Here is a 17,751-nt window from a genome sequence, read left to right on the forward strand (position 1 = left end):
GACGCTCACTTCCGTGTCTCGGTTGTGGGTGAGGGGAGATCGAGCACCCGGGATCGGCGCAGTCGCCAGACGAGGTAGGCCGCACCGAGTCGCGGTTTGCCGAAACCGTCGAAGGGGTCGAAGCCGAGCAGGGCGGAGATGGTCTCGATTCGGGTCTGCATCGTGCTGTGGTGCACGCCTGCCAGCCGTGCCGCCTGACGCACGGACTGCGAGTGGATGACCGCTTCGATCGTCGCGACCCCCCACCCGTGGACCTCGAGCTCGGCCAGTCGGTCGGCGTCAGGCTGGGCGCTCGCCGCCGGGGCGTCGGCGAGCAGTCCGATCAGGCCGCCGTACTCGTCGGCGTAGACCGTCGGGACGCGTGGCGGGTCGCACAGACGGAGAGCGACGAGGGCGGTGCGGAACGAGTGATGAAGGTCCTGCGGTGTGGTGGCGACCCCTACCCCGACCGGGCTCGCCTTGAGTGTCTCGTCGCCGGGCTCCGCAGGGACGATGACGGCGTGGATCGGCCCATGGACCGTGGGCACGACGTCCTCGGGGCCGCGGGGGTGCCGCTCCCAGACGGCGAACAGGGGTGCCGTGACGAGCCGGTAGAGCCGGGATGCGCCGAGCCCGAGGGCCCCGGCGGCCGCCAAGCGTTCGTCGACCGGGGTGTCCCCGTCGACCAGGCGTCCGAGGTCTCGTCGGTGGTCGGACCCGGTTCGACTGCGGCCGTGCCGGATCCGCACTGCGAGGGCAAGCCGTTCCACGATGATCGCGTCGTTGGGCAGGGCGTCACCAACGCGCTCCAGCCAGACGGAGAGCCCGTCCGCGGTGGTGGCCGTCGCGGGGACAGGTGCGGTCGTGTCGCGGAGGACCTCGCCTCGGGGGTTCACTCGCAGAGAACGAACCGGTTGGTCCTGGTGGAAGCCGGCCACGCAACCCGCGAGCGAGGCAGCGGCCGACAGCAGGGCCCGCGTGTTGACGTTCCCGACGACCAGCTCGTCGAAGCAGGCGATGACGCGCAGGCCGAGGCTGGCGCTGGGGTCGAGCCGGGCGATGCGACCGAGGAGCTCTTGCACGTAGTCCCCCTCAGTCCGCGAGGATCGTCTCGAGCCAGGTGTTGCGGGCCTTGATCATGCTCTGGCCCACCGCGGTGTGGGGCGCGAAGATGTCGCACGCGTGGAACGCACCGGACCAGACGTGCAGCTCGGCGTCGCCTCCCGCCCTCCACAGGGCGTCGGCGTAGGCGATCGCCTCGTCGCGGAAGACCTCGGCTGCCCCGACGTCGATGAAGGCCGGCGGAAGACCACGCACGTCCCCGGCACGCGACGGGGCCGCGTACGGGGAGACGGCCTCGGTTCCACAGGTGTCCCCCAGCAGCGCCCGCCACCCCGTCTGGTTGCTGACCCGGTCCCACACCCCCACCCCGTCGAACTGGTGCATCGACGTCGTAATGCCGCGGTCGTCGAGCATCGGGTAGTCCAGGACCTGCCCGACCAAGGGCGGGCCGCCACGGTCGCGTGCTGCCAAGGCCATGCCGGCGGCCAGTCCGCCACCGGCGCTCGCGCCGGCCACGACCAGCCGGTCCGGCCGGATGCCGAGGGCGTCCGCGTGGCTGGCGGTCCACTCCAGGGCCGCGTACATGTCTTCGCGGGGATAGGGGTCGGGGAACTCCGGAGCCAGGCGGTACTCGACCGTCACGAGGACGGCGCCCATCCGGTCCACCCAGTCGAGGACGAGGTCGATACCGCTGAACCGGTCACCGAACATCAGCCCGCCGGAGTGCGCGTACACCACCGCCGGCCGCGGGCCGTCCTGGCCCGGTGGGCGCAGGACCGACACCTGGAGGGGGTCCCCGAGGTGCCCCGGGGCGACGTGCTCCTCACGCGCGATGCCACGGTCGCGCAGAACGTCGTCCATCGGGGGCGAGGCATAGGAGACGCGCATGAAGTCGATGAGATCGGCGGTGATCGTCGGGGGGAACATGCCGCCGACGACGGCCAGCCCGGCGCGCAGCTCGGCGTCGAACTCGGGGCGCAGCACCGGGGCCACGGTCATCGCCACCTCCTGGTCCACGAGGGCGTCCGCGATGCGGTGATGCCCGGTTCTCGCACGGTAGCCGCGGCGAGCAGCACTGGCCAGCGTTCCTGGCGGTCTCGTCGTGGCGCCACCGCCAGGTGGCGGGTCGGTGGCGCCGAACTGCTGACGTCCGTCGGTTTCCAGCCGGACGACGGTGGGGCAGCGTCATCCGTGACCGGACGCAACGGCGCGGACGGCCTGAACGAGGAGGTTCGCGATGACGAGGAGCATCAACGGCGACGCGATCGACGCGGTGCTGGCGGCGGCTGTGGAGCGAGGTGCCGTCCCGCACGTCGCGGCCATCGTGGCAGACGCCGACGGGGTCTTCTACGAGGGAGGAGCGGGGGTCCGCATCCAGGGCGAGTCCGAGGACCCGGTGACGACATGGACCCAGTTCCGGATCATGTCCATGACGAAGATGGTCGCGACGACCTGCGCCCTGCAGCAGAAGGAACGCGGCGAGCTCGACTTCGCCGCTCCCATCGAGGAGTACGTCCCCGAGTGGGCCGACGTCCAGGTGCTCGACGGGTGGGACGGCGACACCCCCCGACTGCGAGCACCCGCGACGAAGGCGACCGTGCACCAGCTCGTCACCCACACCACCGGCCTGGGCTACTGGTTCTGGAACGAGGACCTGGTCCGGTTCGAGGCCGCCACAGGCACACCCAACGTCGTCCCCGGATCCATGGACGCCTTCAAGGCGCCCCTGACGACGGACCCTGGAACGGCGTTCGTCTACGGCATCAACACCGACTGGCTCGGACGGGTCGTCGAGGCGGTCGCCGGCGCGACGCTCGACGTCGTCGTCAAGGAACACGTCACCGAACCGCTCGGCATGCACGACACGATGTTCCGACTCGACGCCGGCCGCACCGAGAAACTCGTGACGGTCCACGTGCCAGGAGACGGCGGCTGGACCTCCGCCGGCGAGATCCTCAACCAAGAACCGGACTGGTGGGCCGGTGGCCACGGCCTCTACTCGACGCCGCGGGACTACATCCGCTTCGAGCGGGCCCTGCTCCGCGGCGGGGAGCTCGACGGCACCCGAATCCTCCACCAGGAGACGGTCGATGACGCCTTCCGCAGCCAGATCGGTGACATCCCGTTCCCCGAGGAGATCCCCACCGCCGATCCGGCGACCACCGACACCCTCCACGTCGGACCGGGCTGGACCTGGGGCTACGGACTCATGATCAACACCCAGGACGTGCCGGGGCGGCGCCGGGCAGGAAGCGGCGCCTGGGCCGGGCTGTTCAACACTCACTTCTGGGTCGACCGGACGACGGGCATCTGCGCCTCGATCTACACCAACTCCCTGCCCTTCATCACCGAGAACGACGCCTGGCGCACCTACGGCGAGTTCGAGGAAGCGGTGTACGCGGCGCTCTGACATCCAGCGACGCGCGCCGGCTCCCGGAGAACCCGTCGGGAGCCGGCGTGGCACTCGCGTCTGAAGCCTGGGCTCGATGTCGCCATCAATGGAGACAGCCGTGCCGATGCCTCGCGCACGACGGCGCGGCGGGCGGGAGCGGACCTTCGTGACGGATCACCGTACCGAACCGGATTCCCTGCTGGAGGTGAGACGTCAGTGCCCGGTCAGGGACAGCGCGGCGTCCACGATCGACCCGGCGTCGATGCCGTGCCGCCGGTAGGCGCTCGCGAGGTCGCTCGACTGACCGAACTCGGCCACCCCGAGGCAGCGGATGCGGTCCCCTCGGGCAGCGGCGAGGAAGGACAGCGTGTGCGGATGGCCGTCCATCACCGTCACGATGGGTGCCGGGTGGGCGGCGGGGAAGAGGATGTCGATGATCCCGTCACCGTCGGCGCGTCCGAGCACACCCCGTCGGGTGAACGAGCGGAACAGCAGGTCGGGGCTCGTGAGGCAGACCACTCCTGCCGTGACCCCCCGTTCGGAGAGGACGTCGGCCGCCTCGAGGACCTCCGGCATCACGGCCCCCACACCGGCCAGGGTGACGATCTCGGCGGAGGGTTCGTGGATCGTCAGTCGGTAACCACCGGCGACCGCTTGCCGACGTCGACGTTCCAGAAGAATCTCGTTCTCGGGGAGGCGGGCCAGGGTCTGGTCGATCGGGCGGGTCGAGAGGCGGAAGTAGGACGAGGTGCCGCCCTCGATCCCGACCCGTGACATCGCGGCGAGCATCGTCCACTCCAGGTCCTGGGCGAACGCCGGTTCCCATGCGATGCACTCTGGCTGCTCGAGACCAATCGAGGGGGTCGTGATCGATTGGTGTGCGCCGCCCTCGGGGGCGAGAGTCACGCCCGAGGGTGTGCCGATGAGGATCGACTGCCCGCCGGCGTAGATGCCGTAGGACCACGGCTCGAGCGCTCGGCCGACGAACGGGTCGTAGAGCGTCGCGATCGGGATGAGCCGCTCTCCCCAGCGCGACCAGGTGGCACCGAGCTCGCCGAGCAGTCCGACGAGGTTGACCTCCGCGATGCCCAGCTCGATGTGCTGGCCGCTGGGGGCCTCGGACCACCTGAGGACGCGCTCGGCATCGTCCGAGAACCAGTCGGGACGAGTCGCGACCGACCACACCCCGGTCTTGTTGATCCATCCTCCGAGGTTGGTCGAGGAGGCGACGTCGGGGCTGCAGGTGACGACGCGCTCGGCGAGCTCCGGGGCAGCCCTCGCGATCTCGACCAGGAACCGACCAAGTGCTGCCTGGGTCGAGATCGGCCTTCGGTAGGCCCGTGACAACTTCTCGGGAATCGCGACGGCGCGACCCGGTGCTCCGGCCGATCGAGCGAGCTGCCGACTTCGGGCTGTGCACAGCCTCGCTGCGGGTGAGTGGTCGGAGAAGCGCGCCCAGGGGTCCTCGGGGTCTGTTCCCGACCTCTTGGCCAGCTCGCTCATCTGGTCACCCGTGAGCAGCGCGGAGTGGTTGTTGGGATGTCCCTCCGTGGGTAGGCCGCGGCCCTTGATCGTGTAGGCGAAGATCACCGTAGGGCGCGTGGTGTCGACCGTCCTGTAGCTGTCCAGCAGCAAGCCGATGTCGTGGCCACCGAGGTCGCGCACCGCCCGGGCCAAGTCCTCCGCCGGTACCGAATCCACCAGGTCCGTGAGCTCACCGGTTCCACTGCGGCCCACGATGCGCTGTTTCACCTCGGAGGGACCAACGCGCAGCAGGCGCTGGTACTCCTCGTTGGGCATGTCCTCGAGGCGTCGCCGGAGCTCTGCTCCCCCGGGGCGGGAGAACAACTTGGTGATGGCGCGTCCCCACTTGAGGGTGATCACCTGCCACCCGGCCGCCTCGAACATCCCACGCAGACGAGCGATCTGGATGTCCGGGACGACACGGTCCAGCGACTGGCGGTTGAGGTCCACGATCCACAGCAGCTCGCCGAGCCGAGGCACGGAAGGGTCGGCGACCGCTTCCCAGACCGCTCCCTCGTCGAGCTCGGCATCACCGAGCAGGCTGACGAAGCGACCCGCGGGTGGGACCGACGGGAAGCGCGCGCTCACATAGCGGTGGGCCATCGCCGCCCAGAGGGCGGCGGTCGCACCGATGCCCACCGACCCCGTGGAGAAGTCCACGCGGTCGGGGTCCTTACGCCGGCTGGGGTAGGACTGGAGTCCGCCCTCGGACCGGAGCAGCGGCAAGTACTTCTCGTCGAGGTCGCCGAGAAGGTAGTTGATTGCGTGGAGCACCGGTGAAGCGTGTGGCTTGACGGACACCCGGTCCGTGGCGGTCAGCTCGGAGAAGTACAGCGACACCATGATCTCGACCATGGAGGCGCTGGAGGCCTGGTGGCCGCCGGACTTCACTCCCGAAGAGTTGGGACGCCCGCGGTTGGCGGCGTCCACCATCGCCGCGGCGATCCAACGGACGCGGTCGGACACCTCGTGGAGGAGGTCGGTATCGGCGCGGGTGGGAGCCTGGGAGGCGCGGAGAGGTGCGTCGGTCATGAGAGTCGTCCCGTGGTCGTTGTCATTGACCCGCGGGCGCTCGTGCAGTCGTGTGAGCCGGAGCGTCCTCGGAGCGGGTGTTCGACCGATGCGGCGAACTCGTAGTCATGGGGGTCACCCGGGGCGACCTTGACATCCCGGCTGGGCCACCCAACAGCATCGTGCGCAAATTCGGCCTAGGTTGATGGGTTCCTGCTGACGCGACCCGACGAGAACGGCACTAACGTGCTGAACCGCGCACGATTTCGTGCGAGAGAGGTGGAGGAGCGATGGACGCGGTTGATCGACAGATCCTCGAGCTCCTGGCGTCGCATGCCCGCACCCCCGTCAGCGAGATCGCGCGTCAGGTCGGTCTCTCGGCCGCCCCGGTGGCGCGGCGAATCGAGCGCCTGGAGCGCGCGGGCGTCATCAAGGGCTACGTCGCGGTGTTGGACGAAGGCAAATCCGGGCGGCTGGAGGCCTTCACAGAGATCCGCCTCCACGGAGACACCGACAGTGCCGAGGTCAGCGAGCTGCTCCGGCACCTGCCGGAGGTGCGCCAGTACTTCACCATCGCCGGCGACCCCGATGCAGTGGTGCGCATCGTGGTGAGCGACGTGGGCCACCTGCAGCGCGTCGTCAACGCGATGCGGCGCACCGGCAAGGTGGCGGGAACAAAGACGCTCATCGTGATGGATTCGTGGAGCCGTCAACCCATCGAGCCGCGCGCTCACTGACCGAAGTTCGGGGAGTCCGCCGTAGCGCCTGAGGTCATCCAGGGCCCGAGTCCCCCCGCCAGCTCCACCCCGCTGCCTCGCTCCGCCCGGTGGTGTCGTTGATGGCGTCGCAGCCGGGGTGATGACCCCAGCTGCGACGCCACGAGCCATGGCACGGTTCGCCCCAATGCGCCACCCGCGTTCGAGCTATCGCGAGCCCGGATCCCGAAGAGCCACTCCATGGCCTCGTCCGTCGACATCGGCCCTTGCCGGCGCTCGTCGCCGTAGTTGCGTTCGATGGCGAGATGCCGGCCTGCTTCATGCGGCGCGCGGCGACACCTCCACGTGGCGCACCTTCCCTCGGGCCCTGCCGTCGCACCCTAGCGAGAGCCGACCGGCGTGCGGGCGCTCGTGCTCCCCTGACCGGCACGCCGGGCAGCATCGATCCGACCGGGTCCACCACTACGTGCAGACCCGACCCCACGACGTCGGTCCTCGGCGTCCTCTCCTGGTCCCGATCCCCGTGCACCGATCACGCGACGTGATGGTGCCGTCACCGAGACTCGACCCATGACACCTGCCTCCTGCGCCATGCTCCTCGTCGTCGACGGGATCCGCTGATGGCGCTGCTCGACGCGGGGCGGGGGCTGCTGTTCACGGCCGCACCCGGCACGGCCAGCACGGCCCTGCGCGAGGCCCTGTTCGCGCAGGGCGGCGTCGTCGAGGTACCTGCCGCCGACGCAGTGCGGGTCGAGGGCATCGACGTCAAGCACGCGACCGCGGCCCAGCTGGTCGGTGCCGGGTTCCTGGCGCCGGACCACGGGCTGCGCGTGGTCACCACGACCCGCAACCCGTTCGACTTCTACGTCGCGGAGTACGAACGCACCCGCCGTCGCTGGGTGCACGAGCTGCGGCAGCCGGACTCGTGGGTGTACGCCACCCCCGGCGCGGTCGGACGGATCGTGGATGCCGTGACGCTCGAGTTCAACCAGTGGCTGGCGCTGGCCGTCGACGGCTCCGGTGAGCGGCGCGTCAACCGCGGCCACGTCGACGAGGCCGACGTCGTGCTGCGGATGGAGCACCTCGAGGAGGACCTCCGCAGCCTCCTCGGCCTCGAGCTCACGGTTGCGGCCACCAACGTCACCGACCGCGAGCGGGCCTACTGGCGGGCGTACGACGCCCGCAGCCGAGCTCTCGTGCAGACCGCCCACGTCGCGGACCTCGAGCGGTTCTCCTACGCGTTCTGACCGCGCGACCGGCCCGCTCCCTTTGGTCCCGCGAGCCCGGCCTTCAGCAGACGACCCGCCACACCGGAACCTGTCGGCGTAACGTCCGCGGCCACAGAGGAAAGCAGCTGCGGTGCAACGAGGTCCGGCCGGTCCCACAGCGCGGCCCGGCGCAGCGCGCGCAACGACCGGACCTCGAGGAGCGGTCGGCCGTCGTGCTCGACGGTGACCCGTTTGGGGGCACCGGCGCGGTCCACGTCGGACAGCAGCCGGTGCCAGGTGGCGGGGGAGGCGTGGGCGGGCGCGTGGACGTGGACGTGGCGCCGGTAGCGCCCGGCCGCGTCCAGCAGCGCCACATCGGGGACGCCGTCCGCGTCCCCCTCGGGTCGAGGACGCACCCGACGCTCGTGCTGCAGCAGCGCGGCGTGGGCCTCGTCGAGGAGCAGTCGTGCGGTCGGGGCGGCCTGGAGGAGGGGGTCGAGCGTGATGACGAGGGCGGCGAGGTCGAACCAGGGTGACACCGTCACGACCACGTCGTCCGCCCCCAGGTCGAGGGCGCGCGTGGTGACCCCGGGGACGCCGACGCGGCTGGCGACGGCGAGCGACTCCAGGTCCTTCGTGTGAGCGGCGTCCTCGCGTCCCCAGTCCCGGGGCTCCTCGCCCGCGTCGGGGCCGTCGTGCCAGACGGTCGCGTCGTGGGCGTGGGCGAGCAGGCCCCCGGCCTCCCAGGCCCGCGCGGCCCACTCCCAGTCCTCGCCGCCGTAGGTGGTGAACCCCTCGTCGAAGCCACCGACGTGGTCGAACCACCAACGGCTGCACGCCACGGCCGCCGAGATCACGTGACGGAACGACAGCGCGTCCGCGTGGAGCAGGTCGGCCGAGCCGGAGTACGCCTCCCGCAGCCACGCCGGCTCGGCCAGCTCGTGCGCGGGCCCGCTGGTCTCGACGGGCGCCTCCACCGGGACGGTCGCGAGGTCGGCGTGCCGTCGCCGACCGACGACGACGGCCTCCGGCAGCAGCCGCGGGAGCCGGGTGACGGCACGGAGGAACGACGGCTCGGGTGTGGAGTCGGCGTCGAGGAAGACGAGCACGTCGGCCCGGGTCCGCCGAGCACCGGCGTTGCGGGCGGCGGCCGCCCGGAAGCCGCGGTCCTCCTGGGTCACCAGGCGCACGCCGTCGGGGACGCTCGGGGGCGGGTCACTGCCGTCGTCGGTGACCACCACCTCGACCGCGTCCGCGGGGTAGTCCTGGCGCGCGAGCGCGTGGAGGGTGCGGTCGAGCTCGCGCTGCTGGCGGTAGTGGAGCACCACGACACCGACGCTGCGGACCGGAGCGTCCTGCCCCTCGACGAGGTCCCAGCGGTTGCCCGGGACGGGTGCGCCCCAGGGGGGTTGCGGGCTCACCGCGCCCACCAGGACCGGTAGGCGTGCACCACGTCCTCCAGCGTGTGGGGCGGCCGGTAGTCGCGGGGCAGCCAGGTCCGCGCCGGGTCGTCCATGGCCAGGGCGACCTCGGCGGGCCAGGCGTCGAGAGGACGGACGAGGTGGGCGCCCGGACGGAGCTCGTCGAGCTCGATGGTGGAGGGGTGCTCCCGCAGGAGGGGTCGCCGGCCCGCGGCGACCCAGCTGTTGACCGATCCGGACGCCGACGGATGCCGGTGGGCGGCCACCGGCACCGTGGTCTCGTGCATCGCCCGGACCAGGGCGTCGTCGTCGAGGTACCCGGTGACGTGCCACGCCACCCCGAGGCGGTCGGCGAGGCGCGCCAGATCGTCCGCGAGCTCGTCGTGGCCGGCGACCACACCCCCGAGGGCGGCGACACCGAGGGCGCGGCCGGTCGAGTGCAGGGCCGCCGCGAGCTCGATGGCCTCCTCATGGCCCTTGTCGGGGTAGACCCAACCGAGCATCCCGATCCACCCGTCCCGGGCCCGCGGCGGACGAGGCGGCAGGACGGCCGAGTCTGCGCCCACGGCTCGCGTCGGACCGGTGGCCCGGGGCTCGAGCACGATGGGGAGCGGGATGACCTCAGGGCCGCGGGGCGCCTCCGGCAGGGCCGCCGCGGCGAGGGTCGCCTCCCAGCGGCTGTTGACCGCCCATGCGGACGAGCGCGCCACCAGGTGCGAGTAGACCGCCGCCCGCCGCCCCCATCGCGACCCCTCGGCCGGCTGCGGGACGTCGTGCAGGGTGAGGCTCAGCCGGGTCCCGGCCGCCCACGCGTCCACGACGTCCCGGGCCGCTTCCGGGGAGCCGAACAGGCCGGTGGAGAAATGGAGATGGACCGGGCGGCCGTGGAGCCGGGCGGGCACCTCGTGGCCCCGGACGACCGGGGCGCCGGCCGCGTCGGCCACCTGGCGGGCCAGCAGGGTGACCCCGTGCCGGTCGGGACCCGGGAGCCAGTGCACCGGCAGGTCGTCGACCTGCGGGGCCATCGCCTCGCTCATCCTGCGGACCCCCGGGCGAGGAGCGCGGCGTACACCTGCGCGTGCGCGTCGCGCACCTCGGTGACCTGCCGCGCGCGGGCGTCGGCATCGGCACCCGGGAGACCTGCGGCGCGCGTCCTCAGGGCACCCTCGACGGCGGCGAGCAGCGACGCCTCGTCGGCGCCGCCCGGGCGCCACCGATAGACGCCCTCCGGCCCCTGGTCGACGAGGTGCCCGACGTCCGGCGCGACCACGCTCGTCCCGAGGTCGTGGCACGCCTCCAGCCAGCCCGAGTGCGTCCCGTGCCGGTAGGGCAGGACGGCGACGTCGAGCGACGCCAGGTGCGACCAGAGGGTGTCGTCGTCCATGGGCGGGTGGACGACGAGCCGGACGCCGTCCACAGCGGCCTCGGCCAGGGCGCGGCACACCTGACGGGCCCGGTCGTCCGGCGGTGCGTTCCAGGTCCGTTCGTGCAGCCACACGCAGACGTCGACCTCGGGCATCGCCCGGGCCAGGTGGCGCAGCGCCGGCAGCAGGCCGAGAGCGTCCGTGCCGGCCCGCAGGTCCTTCAGCGTCGTCCCGACGACCGGGCGCCCCGCGGGTGCGGCCGCCCGCGAGACACGCACTGCGCGCATCGTGGTCAGCGGGACGAGGTGCGGGTGCGGCACGACGAATGCCGTTCGGTGCCAGCGTCGTTCGATCTCGGCCGCGGCCCCGGGGGTCAGCGTCAGCACCGTGTCGGCGGCCTCGACCAGGAGGGAGAGCCGCTCCTCGTGGCCGGCCTGCTCGTGCAGGTGGGGGTTCTCCAGGTCGTGGACGGTCTGCACGAGCGGTCGCCCCGTCTCCCGCAGGGCGCGGACCGTCTGCTCGAGGGTGGACAGCGGCACCTGCTCCACCCCGAAGTGGACGTGCATGAGGTCGAAGTCGGAGCGCGCGACCCACTCGGGGGTGAGCATCCGCGGCGGCCACCAGCGAGCCCCGGCCACCTCACCGTCCAGGTCGGGATGGGGGTCCGGCAGCGCGGCGAAGCCGGCCTCGACGGGCATGACCGTCCGGGAGTACGCGTGCGCACCGGGCACCACCGCCACCGTGCGGACCCCTTCCGGCTGGTCGACGAGCACGCAGGGTGCGGCAGCAGGCGGGACAGCGAGGGGCACGGACGTCACTCCCGGGATGGTGGGACGGGGCCGCTGCCCCGCGGGTCGGTATCCCACCGGCTCTACCCACCGGCGGCGCGGGCCACGCATCCTGCCTCCGCCGGCCGGTGACGGGGCGCCCTCGGTGCGAGGGCGCCCCGTCCGGTCACGCGTCAGTCGCCGAGACCGGCGCGGTCGACCTTGCGGTGGAAGCGCATCCCGGCGAGGCCGCCGAGGACGGCCCCGAGCAGGCTGACGACGGCGACACCGACGAGCGCGAGGATGCCGGCGGTGCCGACGTCGCCCTCGCCGACGGGCAGCCGGGGGAAGCTGTTGAGCTGGCCGAGCACGTTGTACCGGTCACCGGCGACGAGCCCGAGGACGGCGACGACGAGCGCGATGACCAGGGCCCAGAGCCAGACGGCGAGGCCCTGCTTGGCGCCGTTGAAGCGGGCCATCCGGCCGGCCACGTAGCCGCCGCAGTAGTAGGCGACGAAGAGGACGACGAGCAGGGCGATCCCGCCGGCCAGCCCCACGGTGGTGGGGTCGCTGGTGGCGCGGTCCGCGGCGTCCTGGACGTCGGTGCCGGTCGCGATGCCGACGCCGGTGCCGGCGGCGGCCACGAGCGCGGTGAGGAGCACGGCGGAGCCGGTGGCGGTCAGCCAGCCGAAGAAGGCCGAGCCGACCTTGATGCCGCCGTACCGCTCCTGCTCGGCGTCGAGCACCTCGTGGCGCGTGGGTGCGGCGTCGCGCGGCACGGTGTCGCGGGGGGTCTCGGTGTGGTCCACGGTGGTCCTGTCCTCGTGAGGGGTGGCCATGGCGGTCAGCGGGGGGTGCTGGCGTCGGACGCCGAGGTGGGCTGGGTCGCGGCGCGCGCCTGGCGCGCGGCGTCACGGGCCTGGTCCTCGACGCTCGGCGACGCGGCCACGTGGGCGCGCATCTTCGGGGCCTCGTCCTCGACCGTGCCGAGGTAGCGCTCCCAGCGCGACTGCATCGGCTTGACGAGCCCGCCACCGACACCGACGACGAGGATGCCGCCGATGGTCGCGAGGACCGCGACGAGCACGGGGGTCGTGACGGTCGTCGCGATGCCGACCTGGTTGAGCGCGGCGATGACGCCGAGGCCGAGGATGAAGACGCCGGCGATGTTCGCGAGGACCTTGCCGTACGACAGGCCGCCCAGCGTGTTCTGGATCAGGCCCTTGACCGCGGCCGAGATGGCGGCGGCCACGACGACGATGACGATGGCGACGAAGACGCGCGGCAGGAAGGCGATGACGCCGGTCAGCAGCTCGCTGATGGGGTTGGGCCCGAAGGCGCTGAAGGCCAGCTGCAGGGTGAAGAGCAGGATCGCGTAGTAGACGATCTTCGCGAGGATGTCGGAGGCGTCGTACGACGAGGACTCGAGCATCCGGCCGATGCCGCCACGCTCGATGGCGCGGTCGAACCCGACGCGCGTGAGGACGGCCGAGACGGCTTTGGCCAGGGCCTTCGCGACGACGAAGCCGATGAGCAGGATGACGAGGAACAGGAGCAACCTGGGGACGAAGGTGGCGACCGCCGCCAGGGCGTCGCGCAGTGCGTCGTTCATGGAAAACCTTTCGAAGGGGCCGCTGGAGGCGGCTCACGGGGCGCGCCGAGAGCGGCACCCTCGGGGCCTACCCCCGATGTTTACGACGTAAACATCGGACCGCCGCGGCCGGCCGCGTCCCGCTCCGGACCCCGGTGTCGCGCCCCCGTGGCAGGGTGGGGTGACACCCGCGAGGAGGTCGCATGCCACCGACGGACGAGCTGTCGCCGCAGGAGAGGGCCGAGCCGCGCCGCCCGCTCGACCGGGCCGTGGTGGTCGAGGAGGCCATCGCGATGATCGACGCCGAAGGGCTCGAGGCGCTGACCATGCGCTCCCTCGGGGCGCGGCTCGGGGTCGAGGCGATGGCGCTCTACCGCCACGTCAACGGGCGCGAAGACCTGCTCGAGGCGATCGTCGACTCGCTCGTCGACTCCATCGCGGTCGACCCGGGCGACCTCTTCGAGCCGGCCGACGGCTGGCAGGCGTTCCTGCAGTGGATGGCGCACTCGGTGCGCTCGCTGGCCGTCGCGCACCCGGCGGTCTTCCCGCTGGTCGCGACCCGCCACCCGGCGGCGCCGTGGCTGCGGCCGCCGCTGCGCAGCCTGCGCGTGGTGGAGGGGTTCCTCGACGGGCTGACCCGCCGCGGCTTCACCGACGGCCAGGCCGTCGAGGCCTACCGCGTCTTCACGAGCTTCCTCCTCGGCCACCTGCTGCTCGAGGTCGCGACGCTCGGGGCCACGACCTCGCCGGTCGAGGAGCCGCTCGACGAGGGCGGCGCTGCCGTCCGCCCGCCGGGTGAGGAGGTGTCGGTCGAGGACTTCCCCACGATCCTGCGGACCGCCCCGCTCCTTTCCGAGGACCACACGGTCGAGGAGTTCGAGCGGTCGCTCGAGGCGCTGCTCGACCGGCTTGACCTCGTCCTGTCGCAGTGACGGGACTGGGGGACCCTTTTCGACGGGGACGGTGCAGGGGTTGGTCTCAGCATCCAAGAGGCACGCAGCGCTCTCCACGGTCGGCCTCTCGGGGGCGATCCCGCTGTATCCGTGGCGGTCTCGGCACAATGCTTCGGAATGAGTGTACTCAGGTGGATATTTCTGACTCATCCGTTCGGCCGATCTTCGGGGCGGAACCCATCCAATCCGAGCGCCGAGAGTAAAGGCCCGGTAAAGTCATCGTCAGCAGAAGGGCAGGACAGAGGGTCGCAGGGGCCCGACGAAATCCGGTCTGCGACAGCCCACAGGGCTTGGCAGGGAAGCCACCCGAGAAGTCTTCGGGACGACAAGTGAATCCAGCAGTTCGGGTCAGTACTCACCCACTCCGTGCACGGCGGAACCGGTGAGGACGGACGAACCACCAAGGGCGCAGGGGCTCGCGGTGGACCGGACTGGAGGCCAGGTGGCCTGGCCGGCTCCGCAGGGGGAGCTGACGCCACAGCCGCCGAACCGACACCACGGCGCCCCGTCCGACCACTAGGTCGGGCGGGGCGCCGTGGTGTGCCGAGCCGGCGTGCTCCCTCCCGTGGCGGGAACCTCTACGTCCGCCTGATGCTCGGGCTCGGCGTCGGTGACGCGACCGCCGGTTTCTGCGCCTTCCGGCGCTCGGCGCTCGAGATGATCGACCCCGCGAGCCTGGCCAGCGAGGGCTACGCCTTCCAGATCGAGTCCACGTACGTCGCCCACCGGCTCGGGCTGCGCCTCGCCGAGGTCCCGATCACCTTCACCGAGCGCGCCGAGGGCACCTCGAAGATGAGCGGTCGCATCGTCCTCGAGGCGCTGCTGCGGGTCACCGGCTGGGCGGTCGGGATCGGTCGGCCCCCGGCCTCCCGGCGCCGGGCGGTGCTCGCCCGCAGCGGGTCGGCCCCGCCGGTGGGACCGCTCGCGCGCGTCGCCGCGGTGCTCGCCGCGCTCCTGCTCGTCGGCGGGGTCGCGCTCGCGGCCCAGGCGGCGACGCACCCCGAGCCGGCGAGCCTGGCCCCGCTCCCCGCCCGCACCGGGGCGCCGTCACCGACCGCGTCGGCCCCGGATGCCCCGGCGTCCGGCGGGGCGGGCGGGGCGGACGCGGCGCAGGGCGCGCCGGCCCGGGACGCCGGCTCGAACGACGCGTCCATCCCGGTGCCCGCCGCCGGCTCGGACGCACCGGCGGCACAGCAGCCGGTCGCCATCCGCATCCCGGCCATCGGGGTCGCGCTCGCGGCCCAGGCGGCGACGCGCCCCGAGCCGGCGAGCTTGGCCCCGCTCCCCGCCCGCACCGGGGCGCCGTCGCCGACCGTGTCGGCCCCGGATGCCTCGGCGTCCGGCGGGGCGGGCGGGGCGGACGCGGCGCAGGGCGCGCCGGCCCGGGACGCCGGCTCGAACGACGCGTCCATCCCGGTGCCCGCCGCCGGCTCGGACACACCGGCGGCACAGCAGCCGGTCGCCATCCGCATCCCGGCCATCGGGGTCGAGTCGCGGCTCATCGACCTCGGCATCGCGAAGGACGGCACCATGCAGGTGCCCACCGACCCGGCGCTCGCGGGCTGGAGCGGGGACATCGACCCGGTGAGCGGGCACTACGTCGACAACACCGTGGTGTTCGCCTCCTGACCGTCCCGCGCCGTGCGGCTCAGCGGTCGGGGACGGCCTGGCCGGAGGCGGCGAAGTTGACGCTGATGCGCGGGCCCGACGCCGCGCCCTGCTTGGGGACGCAGTGCCGCCAGTCGGTCTGGCAGCGCCCACCCATGACGACGAGGTCGCCGCTCACGGGGCGCAACCGCCGGCTCGGACCGCCCTCGGTCGGCCGGAGGAGGAAGTGCCTCGGCGCGCCGAGGCTGAGCACCGGGACGACGCACTCGCGCCGGCGGGCCGAGGCCCCGTCGCCGTGCCAGCCGGTGCTGTCGCGGTGGTCGCGGTAGAGGTTGAGCCAGAGCCGGTCGTAGTCGACCCCGTAGTGCTCGCCCAGCTCGCCGGCCAGCTCGCGCAACCTCGACGGTGCCGCGCGCACGTCGGGGTACTCGGCGGTCAGCCGCGGCTCGGTGACGACCTCGTCGTACATCCGGCGCCGCCGCTGCTCCCACCCGGGCAGGGCGAGCAGCTCGGCGAACAGGTCGTCGGCGCCGGCGAGCCAGCCCGGCACGTGCTCGACCCACGAGTGCTCGTCCAGACGCAGCCGCTGCGCCGCCGCGAACGACACCCCGGAGCGCGCCCGGTCGGCGCCGTCAGCGTCCCCGAAGAGGGGGAGGGGCACGTCGGTCATGCCCTCACGACTACCAGCGGGCACCGACACCCGCCGTGTGCCGGCTCGGTCAGCCCTGCGGGGCCTCCGGCGGGACGGCCCAGCCCCCGTCGTCCCGGATGGCCCGGACGATGCGCCGGCTGGCCTCGCGCAGCCCACGGGCCTGCGCCGCGGTGAGCCGGTCGAGCACCAGGTCGTGCACGAGCCGGACGTGCCCCGGCGTGGCCTGCTCGACCTTGTCACGCCCGGCGGCCGTCAGGGTGGCGAGGGTGTAGCGACCGTCCCGGGGGTCGGGCGACCGGCGCAGCCATCCGCGGGATTCCAGCCGGGTGGCCGCCCGGGACAGCCGCGAGAGCGTGCTGTTGGCGTACCCGGCGAGGACGCTGAGGCGCAGCTCCCCACCCTCGGCCTCCGCCAGCGCGTAGAGGACGCCGTACTCGAAGTGGGTGAGGTCGGCGTCCCGCTGGAGCTGCGCGTCGAGCGCCGCCGGCAGCCACTCCAGGACGGTGGCCAGCGCGGCCCAGGTCTCGAGCGCCTCGCCCGTGAGGCGCTGCGGGGCGGGGGATTCGGGCATGCCCGCAGCCTACGCATCCGCGTCTGGTCCGCGGTTGTCATTGACTTGCCCGAGCAAGTCATCCGGCCTACATTGACTTGCTCAAGCAAGTGATTTCGGCCGGAGGCCGAGGACGGAGAAGAGCGTGGACCTGGACCTGGCCGGCCAGCGGGCGTTCGTCAGCGGTGCGACCCGAGGCATCGGGTACGCCGTCGCGCGAGGGCTGCTCGACGAGGGTGCGGAGGTGGTCGTCAACGGCCGGGACGAGCGGCGGGTGGCCGAGGCCGTCGAGCGGCTGCGCGCGCACCGCCCGGGCGGGCGGGTCAGCGGGATCGCGGCGGACCTCGCGGACGCCGCACAGGTGGAGGGGCTGATCGCGGCCCTCGGGCCGGTCGACGTCCTCGTCAACAACGTCGGGGTGTTCGAGGTCGCGCGCTTCGAGGACCTTCGCGACGAGGACTGGCTGCGGTACTTCGAGGTCAACGTCATGAGCGCGGTGCGCCTGTCGCGCAGCGTGATCGGGCCGATGCTCGAGCGGGGATGGGGGCGCATCGTCTTCGTCAACACCGAGTCCGCGGTCGACGTCCCCGCCGACATGCTGCACTACGGCGTCACCAAGGCCGGGGCGCTCGCGCTCGCCAACGGCCTGGCGAAGCTGACCCGAGGGAGCCGCGTGACGGTCAACACCGTCCTCGGCGGGCCGACCTGGTCCGACGGCGTCGCCGACGCGGTGGCGGAGGTGAGCCGGGCACAGGGCGTGCCGGTCGACGACCTGCGTGCCGCGATCGTCGGGCCCGACCACCGCGGCCTCCTCCAGCGGTTCATCGAGCCCGACGAGATCGCCTCGCTCGTGCTCTACCTCGCGAGCCCGCGCTCTTCGGCGACGAACGGCGCGGCGCTGCGGGCCGACGGCGGGGCGCTGCCCACCATCGTCTGACGTGATGCTCCGCCGG

At 72.7% G+C, this 17,751-nt stretch carries 16 protein-coding genes; 6 read left to right on the forward strand and 10 right to left on the reverse strand.

What is annotated here, in order from left to right:
• Positions 1–5 precede the first annotated feature (5 nt).
• Together LG324_RS05520 and LG324_RS05525 are read right to left on the reverse strand one after the other, a co-directional pair.
• The gene (locus LG324_RS05520) at positions 6–1,061 is read right to left on the reverse strand and encodes a helix-turn-helix domain-containing protein (protein WP_404352381.1); all 1,056 of its coding nucleotides are present in this window, start codon (positions 1,059–1,061) and stop codon (positions 6–8) included.
• 10 nt (positions 1,062–1,071) lie between these two features.
• The gene (locus LG324_RS05525) at positions 1,072–2,040 is read right to left on the reverse strand and encodes an alpha/beta hydrolase (protein WP_404352383.1); all 969 of its coding nucleotides are present in this window, start codon (positions 2,038–2,040) and stop codon (positions 1,072–1,074) included.
• Between the two features lie 238 nt (positions 2,041–2,278).
• Between LG324_RS05525 and LG324_RS05530 the strand changes: the two genes are divergently transcribed.
• Complete coding sequence (locus LG324_RS05530; protein ID WP_404352385.1) at positions 2,279–3,451, forward strand: serine hydrolase domain-containing protein; 1,173 nt, start codon at positions 2,279–2,281, stop codon at positions 3,449–3,451.
• A gap of 195 nt (positions 3,452–3,646) precedes the next feature.
• Here LG324_RS05530 and LG324_RS05535 read toward each other — a convergent pair whose 3' ends face one another.
• A complete protein-coding gene (locus LG324_RS05535; RefSeq protein ID WP_404352387.1) occupies positions 3,647–5,989 on the reverse strand; it encodes a transketolase-like TK C-terminal-containing protein in 2,343 nt (780 codons plus the stop codon).
• Positions 5,990–6,258: 269 nt separating this feature from the next.
• Between LG324_RS05535 and LG324_RS05540 the strand changes: the two genes are divergently transcribed.
• Positions 6,259–6,705: an Lrp/AsnC family transcriptional regulator gene (locus LG324_RS05540; protein ID WP_404352389.1), complete on the forward strand. Its 447-nt coding sequence runs from the start codon at positions 6,259–6,261 to the stop codon at positions 6,703–6,705.
• Between the two features lie 599 nt (positions 6,706–7,304).
• Positions 7,305–7,931 (forward strand): hypothetical protein, encoded by a 627-nt coding sequence (locus LG324_RS05545; protein WP_404352391.1) that lies wholly within the window; start codon positions 7,305–7,307, stop codon positions 7,929–7,931.
• On the opposite strand, the gene LG324_RS05550 is transcribed toward LG324_RS05545, so the two are convergent.
• The 5 genes from LG324_RS05550 to LG324_RS05570 all read right to left on the reverse strand — a co-directional run bounded on the left by LG324_RS05550 (position 7,919) and on the right by LG324_RS05570 (position 13,056).
• The gene (locus tag LG324_RS05550; protein ID WP_404352393.1) at positions 7,919–9,313 is read right to left on the reverse strand and encodes a glycosyltransferase; all 1,395 of its coding nucleotides are present in this window, start codon (positions 9,311–9,313) and stop codon (positions 7,919–7,921) included. The two genes, LG324_RS05545 and LG324_RS05550, sit on opposite strands and share 13 nt — an antisense overlap.
• Positions 9,310–10,350, reverse strand: a complete 1,041-nt coding sequence (locus LG324_RS05555; protein WP_404352395.1) for a hypothetical protein — start codon at positions 10,348–10,350, stop codon at positions 9,310–9,312. Before LG324_RS05555 ends, LG324_RS05550 begins: the two co-directional genes overlap by 4 nt.
• Positions 10,347–11,495, reverse strand: a complete 1,149-nt coding sequence (locus LG324_RS05560; RefSeq protein ID WP_404352396.1) for a glycosyltransferase family 1 protein — start codon at positions 11,493–11,495, stop codon at positions 10,347–10,349. The genes LG324_RS05555 and LG324_RS05560 overlap by 4 nt, the downstream gene beginning before the upstream one ends.
• Positions 11,496–11,638: 143 nt before the next feature.
• A complete protein-coding gene (locus LG324_RS05565; RefSeq protein ID WP_404352398.1) occupies positions 11,639–12,253 on the reverse strand; it encodes a hypothetical protein in 615 nt (204 codons plus the stop codon).
• 35 nt (positions 12,254–12,288) lie between these two features.
• Positions 12,289–13,056, reverse strand: a complete 768-nt coding sequence (locus LG324_RS05570; RefSeq protein ID WP_404352399.1) for a hypothetical protein — start codon at positions 13,054–13,056, stop codon at positions 12,289–12,291.
• A 182-nt stretch (positions 13,057–13,238) separates the two neighbouring features.
• Here LG324_RS05570 and LG324_RS05575 point away from each other — a divergent pair, with 182 nt between their 5' ends.
• Both LG324_RS05575 and LG324_RS05580 read left to right on the forward strand, forming a co-directional pair.
• The gene (locus LG324_RS05575; RefSeq protein WP_404352401.1) at positions 13,239–13,967 is read left to right on the forward strand and encodes a TetR/AcrR family transcriptional regulator; all 729 of its coding nucleotides are present in this window, start codon (positions 13,239–13,241) and stop codon (positions 13,965–13,967) included.
• A 612-nt stretch (positions 13,968–14,579) separates the two neighbouring features.
• Positions 14,580–15,617, forward strand: a complete 1,038-nt coding sequence (locus LG324_RS05580; protein WP_404352403.1) for a hypothetical protein — start codon at positions 14,580–14,582, stop codon at positions 15,615–15,617.
• A 19-nt stretch (positions 15,618–15,636) separates the two neighbouring features.
• Here LG324_RS05580 and LG324_RS05585 read toward each other — a convergent pair whose 3' ends face one another.
• Both LG324_RS05585 and LG324_RS05590 read right to left on the reverse strand, forming a co-directional pair.
• Positions 15,637–16,266 (reverse strand): alpha-ketoglutarate-dependent dioxygenase AlkB, encoded by a 630-nt coding sequence (locus LG324_RS05585; RefSeq protein ID WP_404352405.1) that lies wholly within the window; start codon positions 16,264–16,266, stop codon positions 15,637–15,639.
• Positions 16,267–16,315: 49 nt separating this feature from the next.
• Positions 16,316–16,819 (reverse strand): MarR family winged helix-turn-helix transcriptional regulator, encoded by a 504-nt coding sequence (locus LG324_RS05590; protein WP_404352407.1) that lies wholly within the window; start codon positions 16,817–16,819, stop codon positions 16,316–16,318.
• A 124-nt stretch (positions 16,820–16,943) separates the two neighbouring features.
• Here LG324_RS05590 and LG324_RS05595 point away from each other — a divergent pair, with 124 nt between their 5' ends.
• Positions 16,944–17,735, forward strand: coding sequence for an SDR family NAD(P)-dependent oxidoreductase (locus LG324_RS05595; RefSeq protein WP_404352409.1), 792 nt, complete (start codon positions 16,944–16,946; stop codon positions 17,733–17,735).
• Positions 17,736–17,751 lie beyond the last annotated feature (16 nt).

Source organism: Phycicoccus jejuensis, assembly GCF_044797865.1.
Lineage (GTDB): Bacteria > Actinomycetota > Actinomycetes > Actinomycetales > Dermatophilaceae > Phycicoccus > Phycicoccus jejuensis.

Excerpts from the sequence above, each read along its gene's own strand:
- LG324_RS05545 (WP_404352391.1), top strand. The coding sequence starts at position 7,305 with ATGGCGCTGCTCGACGCGGGGCGGGGGCTGCTGTTCACGGCCGCACCC.
- LG324_RS05580 (WP_404352403.1), top strand. The coding sequence starts at position 14,580 with ATGCTCGGGCTCGGCGTCGGTGACGCGACCGCCGGTTTCTGCGCCTTC.
- LG324_RS05555 (WP_404352395.1), bottom strand. The coding sequence starts at position 10,350 with ATGAGCGAGGCGATGGCCCCGCAGGTCGACGACCTGCCGGTGCACTGG.
- LG324_RS05575 (WP_404352401.1), top strand. The coding sequence starts at position 13,239 with ATGCCACCGACGGACGAGCTGTCGCCGCAGGAGAGGGCCGAGCCGCGC.
- LG324_RS05540 (WP_404352389.1), top strand. The coding sequence starts at position 6,259 with ATGGACGCGGTTGATCGACAGATCCTCGAGCTCCTGGCGTCGCATGCC.
- LG324_RS05530 (WP_404352385.1), top strand. The coding sequence starts at position 2,279 with ATGACGAGGAGCATCAACGGCGACGCGATCGACGCGGTGCTGGCGGCG.
- LG324_RS05590 (WP_404352407.1), bottom strand. The coding sequence starts at position 16,819 with ATGCCCGAATCCCCCGCCCCGCAGCGCCTCACGGGCGAGGCGCTCGAG.
- LG324_RS05585 (WP_404352405.1), bottom strand. The coding sequence starts at position 16,266 with ATGACCGACGTGCCCCTCCCCCTCTTCGGGGACGCTGACGGCGCCGAC.
- LG324_RS05535 (WP_404352387.1), bottom strand. The coding sequence starts at position 5,989 with ATGACCGACGCACCTCTCCGCGCCTCCCAGGCTCCCACCCGCGCCGAT.
- LG324_RS05525 (WP_404352383.1), bottom strand. The coding sequence starts at position 2,040 with ATGACCGTGGCCCCGGTGCTGCGCCCCGAGTTCGACGCCGAGCTGCGC.
- LG324_RS05570 (WP_404352399.1), bottom strand. The coding sequence starts at position 13,056 with ATGAACGACGCACTGCGCGACGCCCTGGCGGCGGTCGCCACCTTCGTC.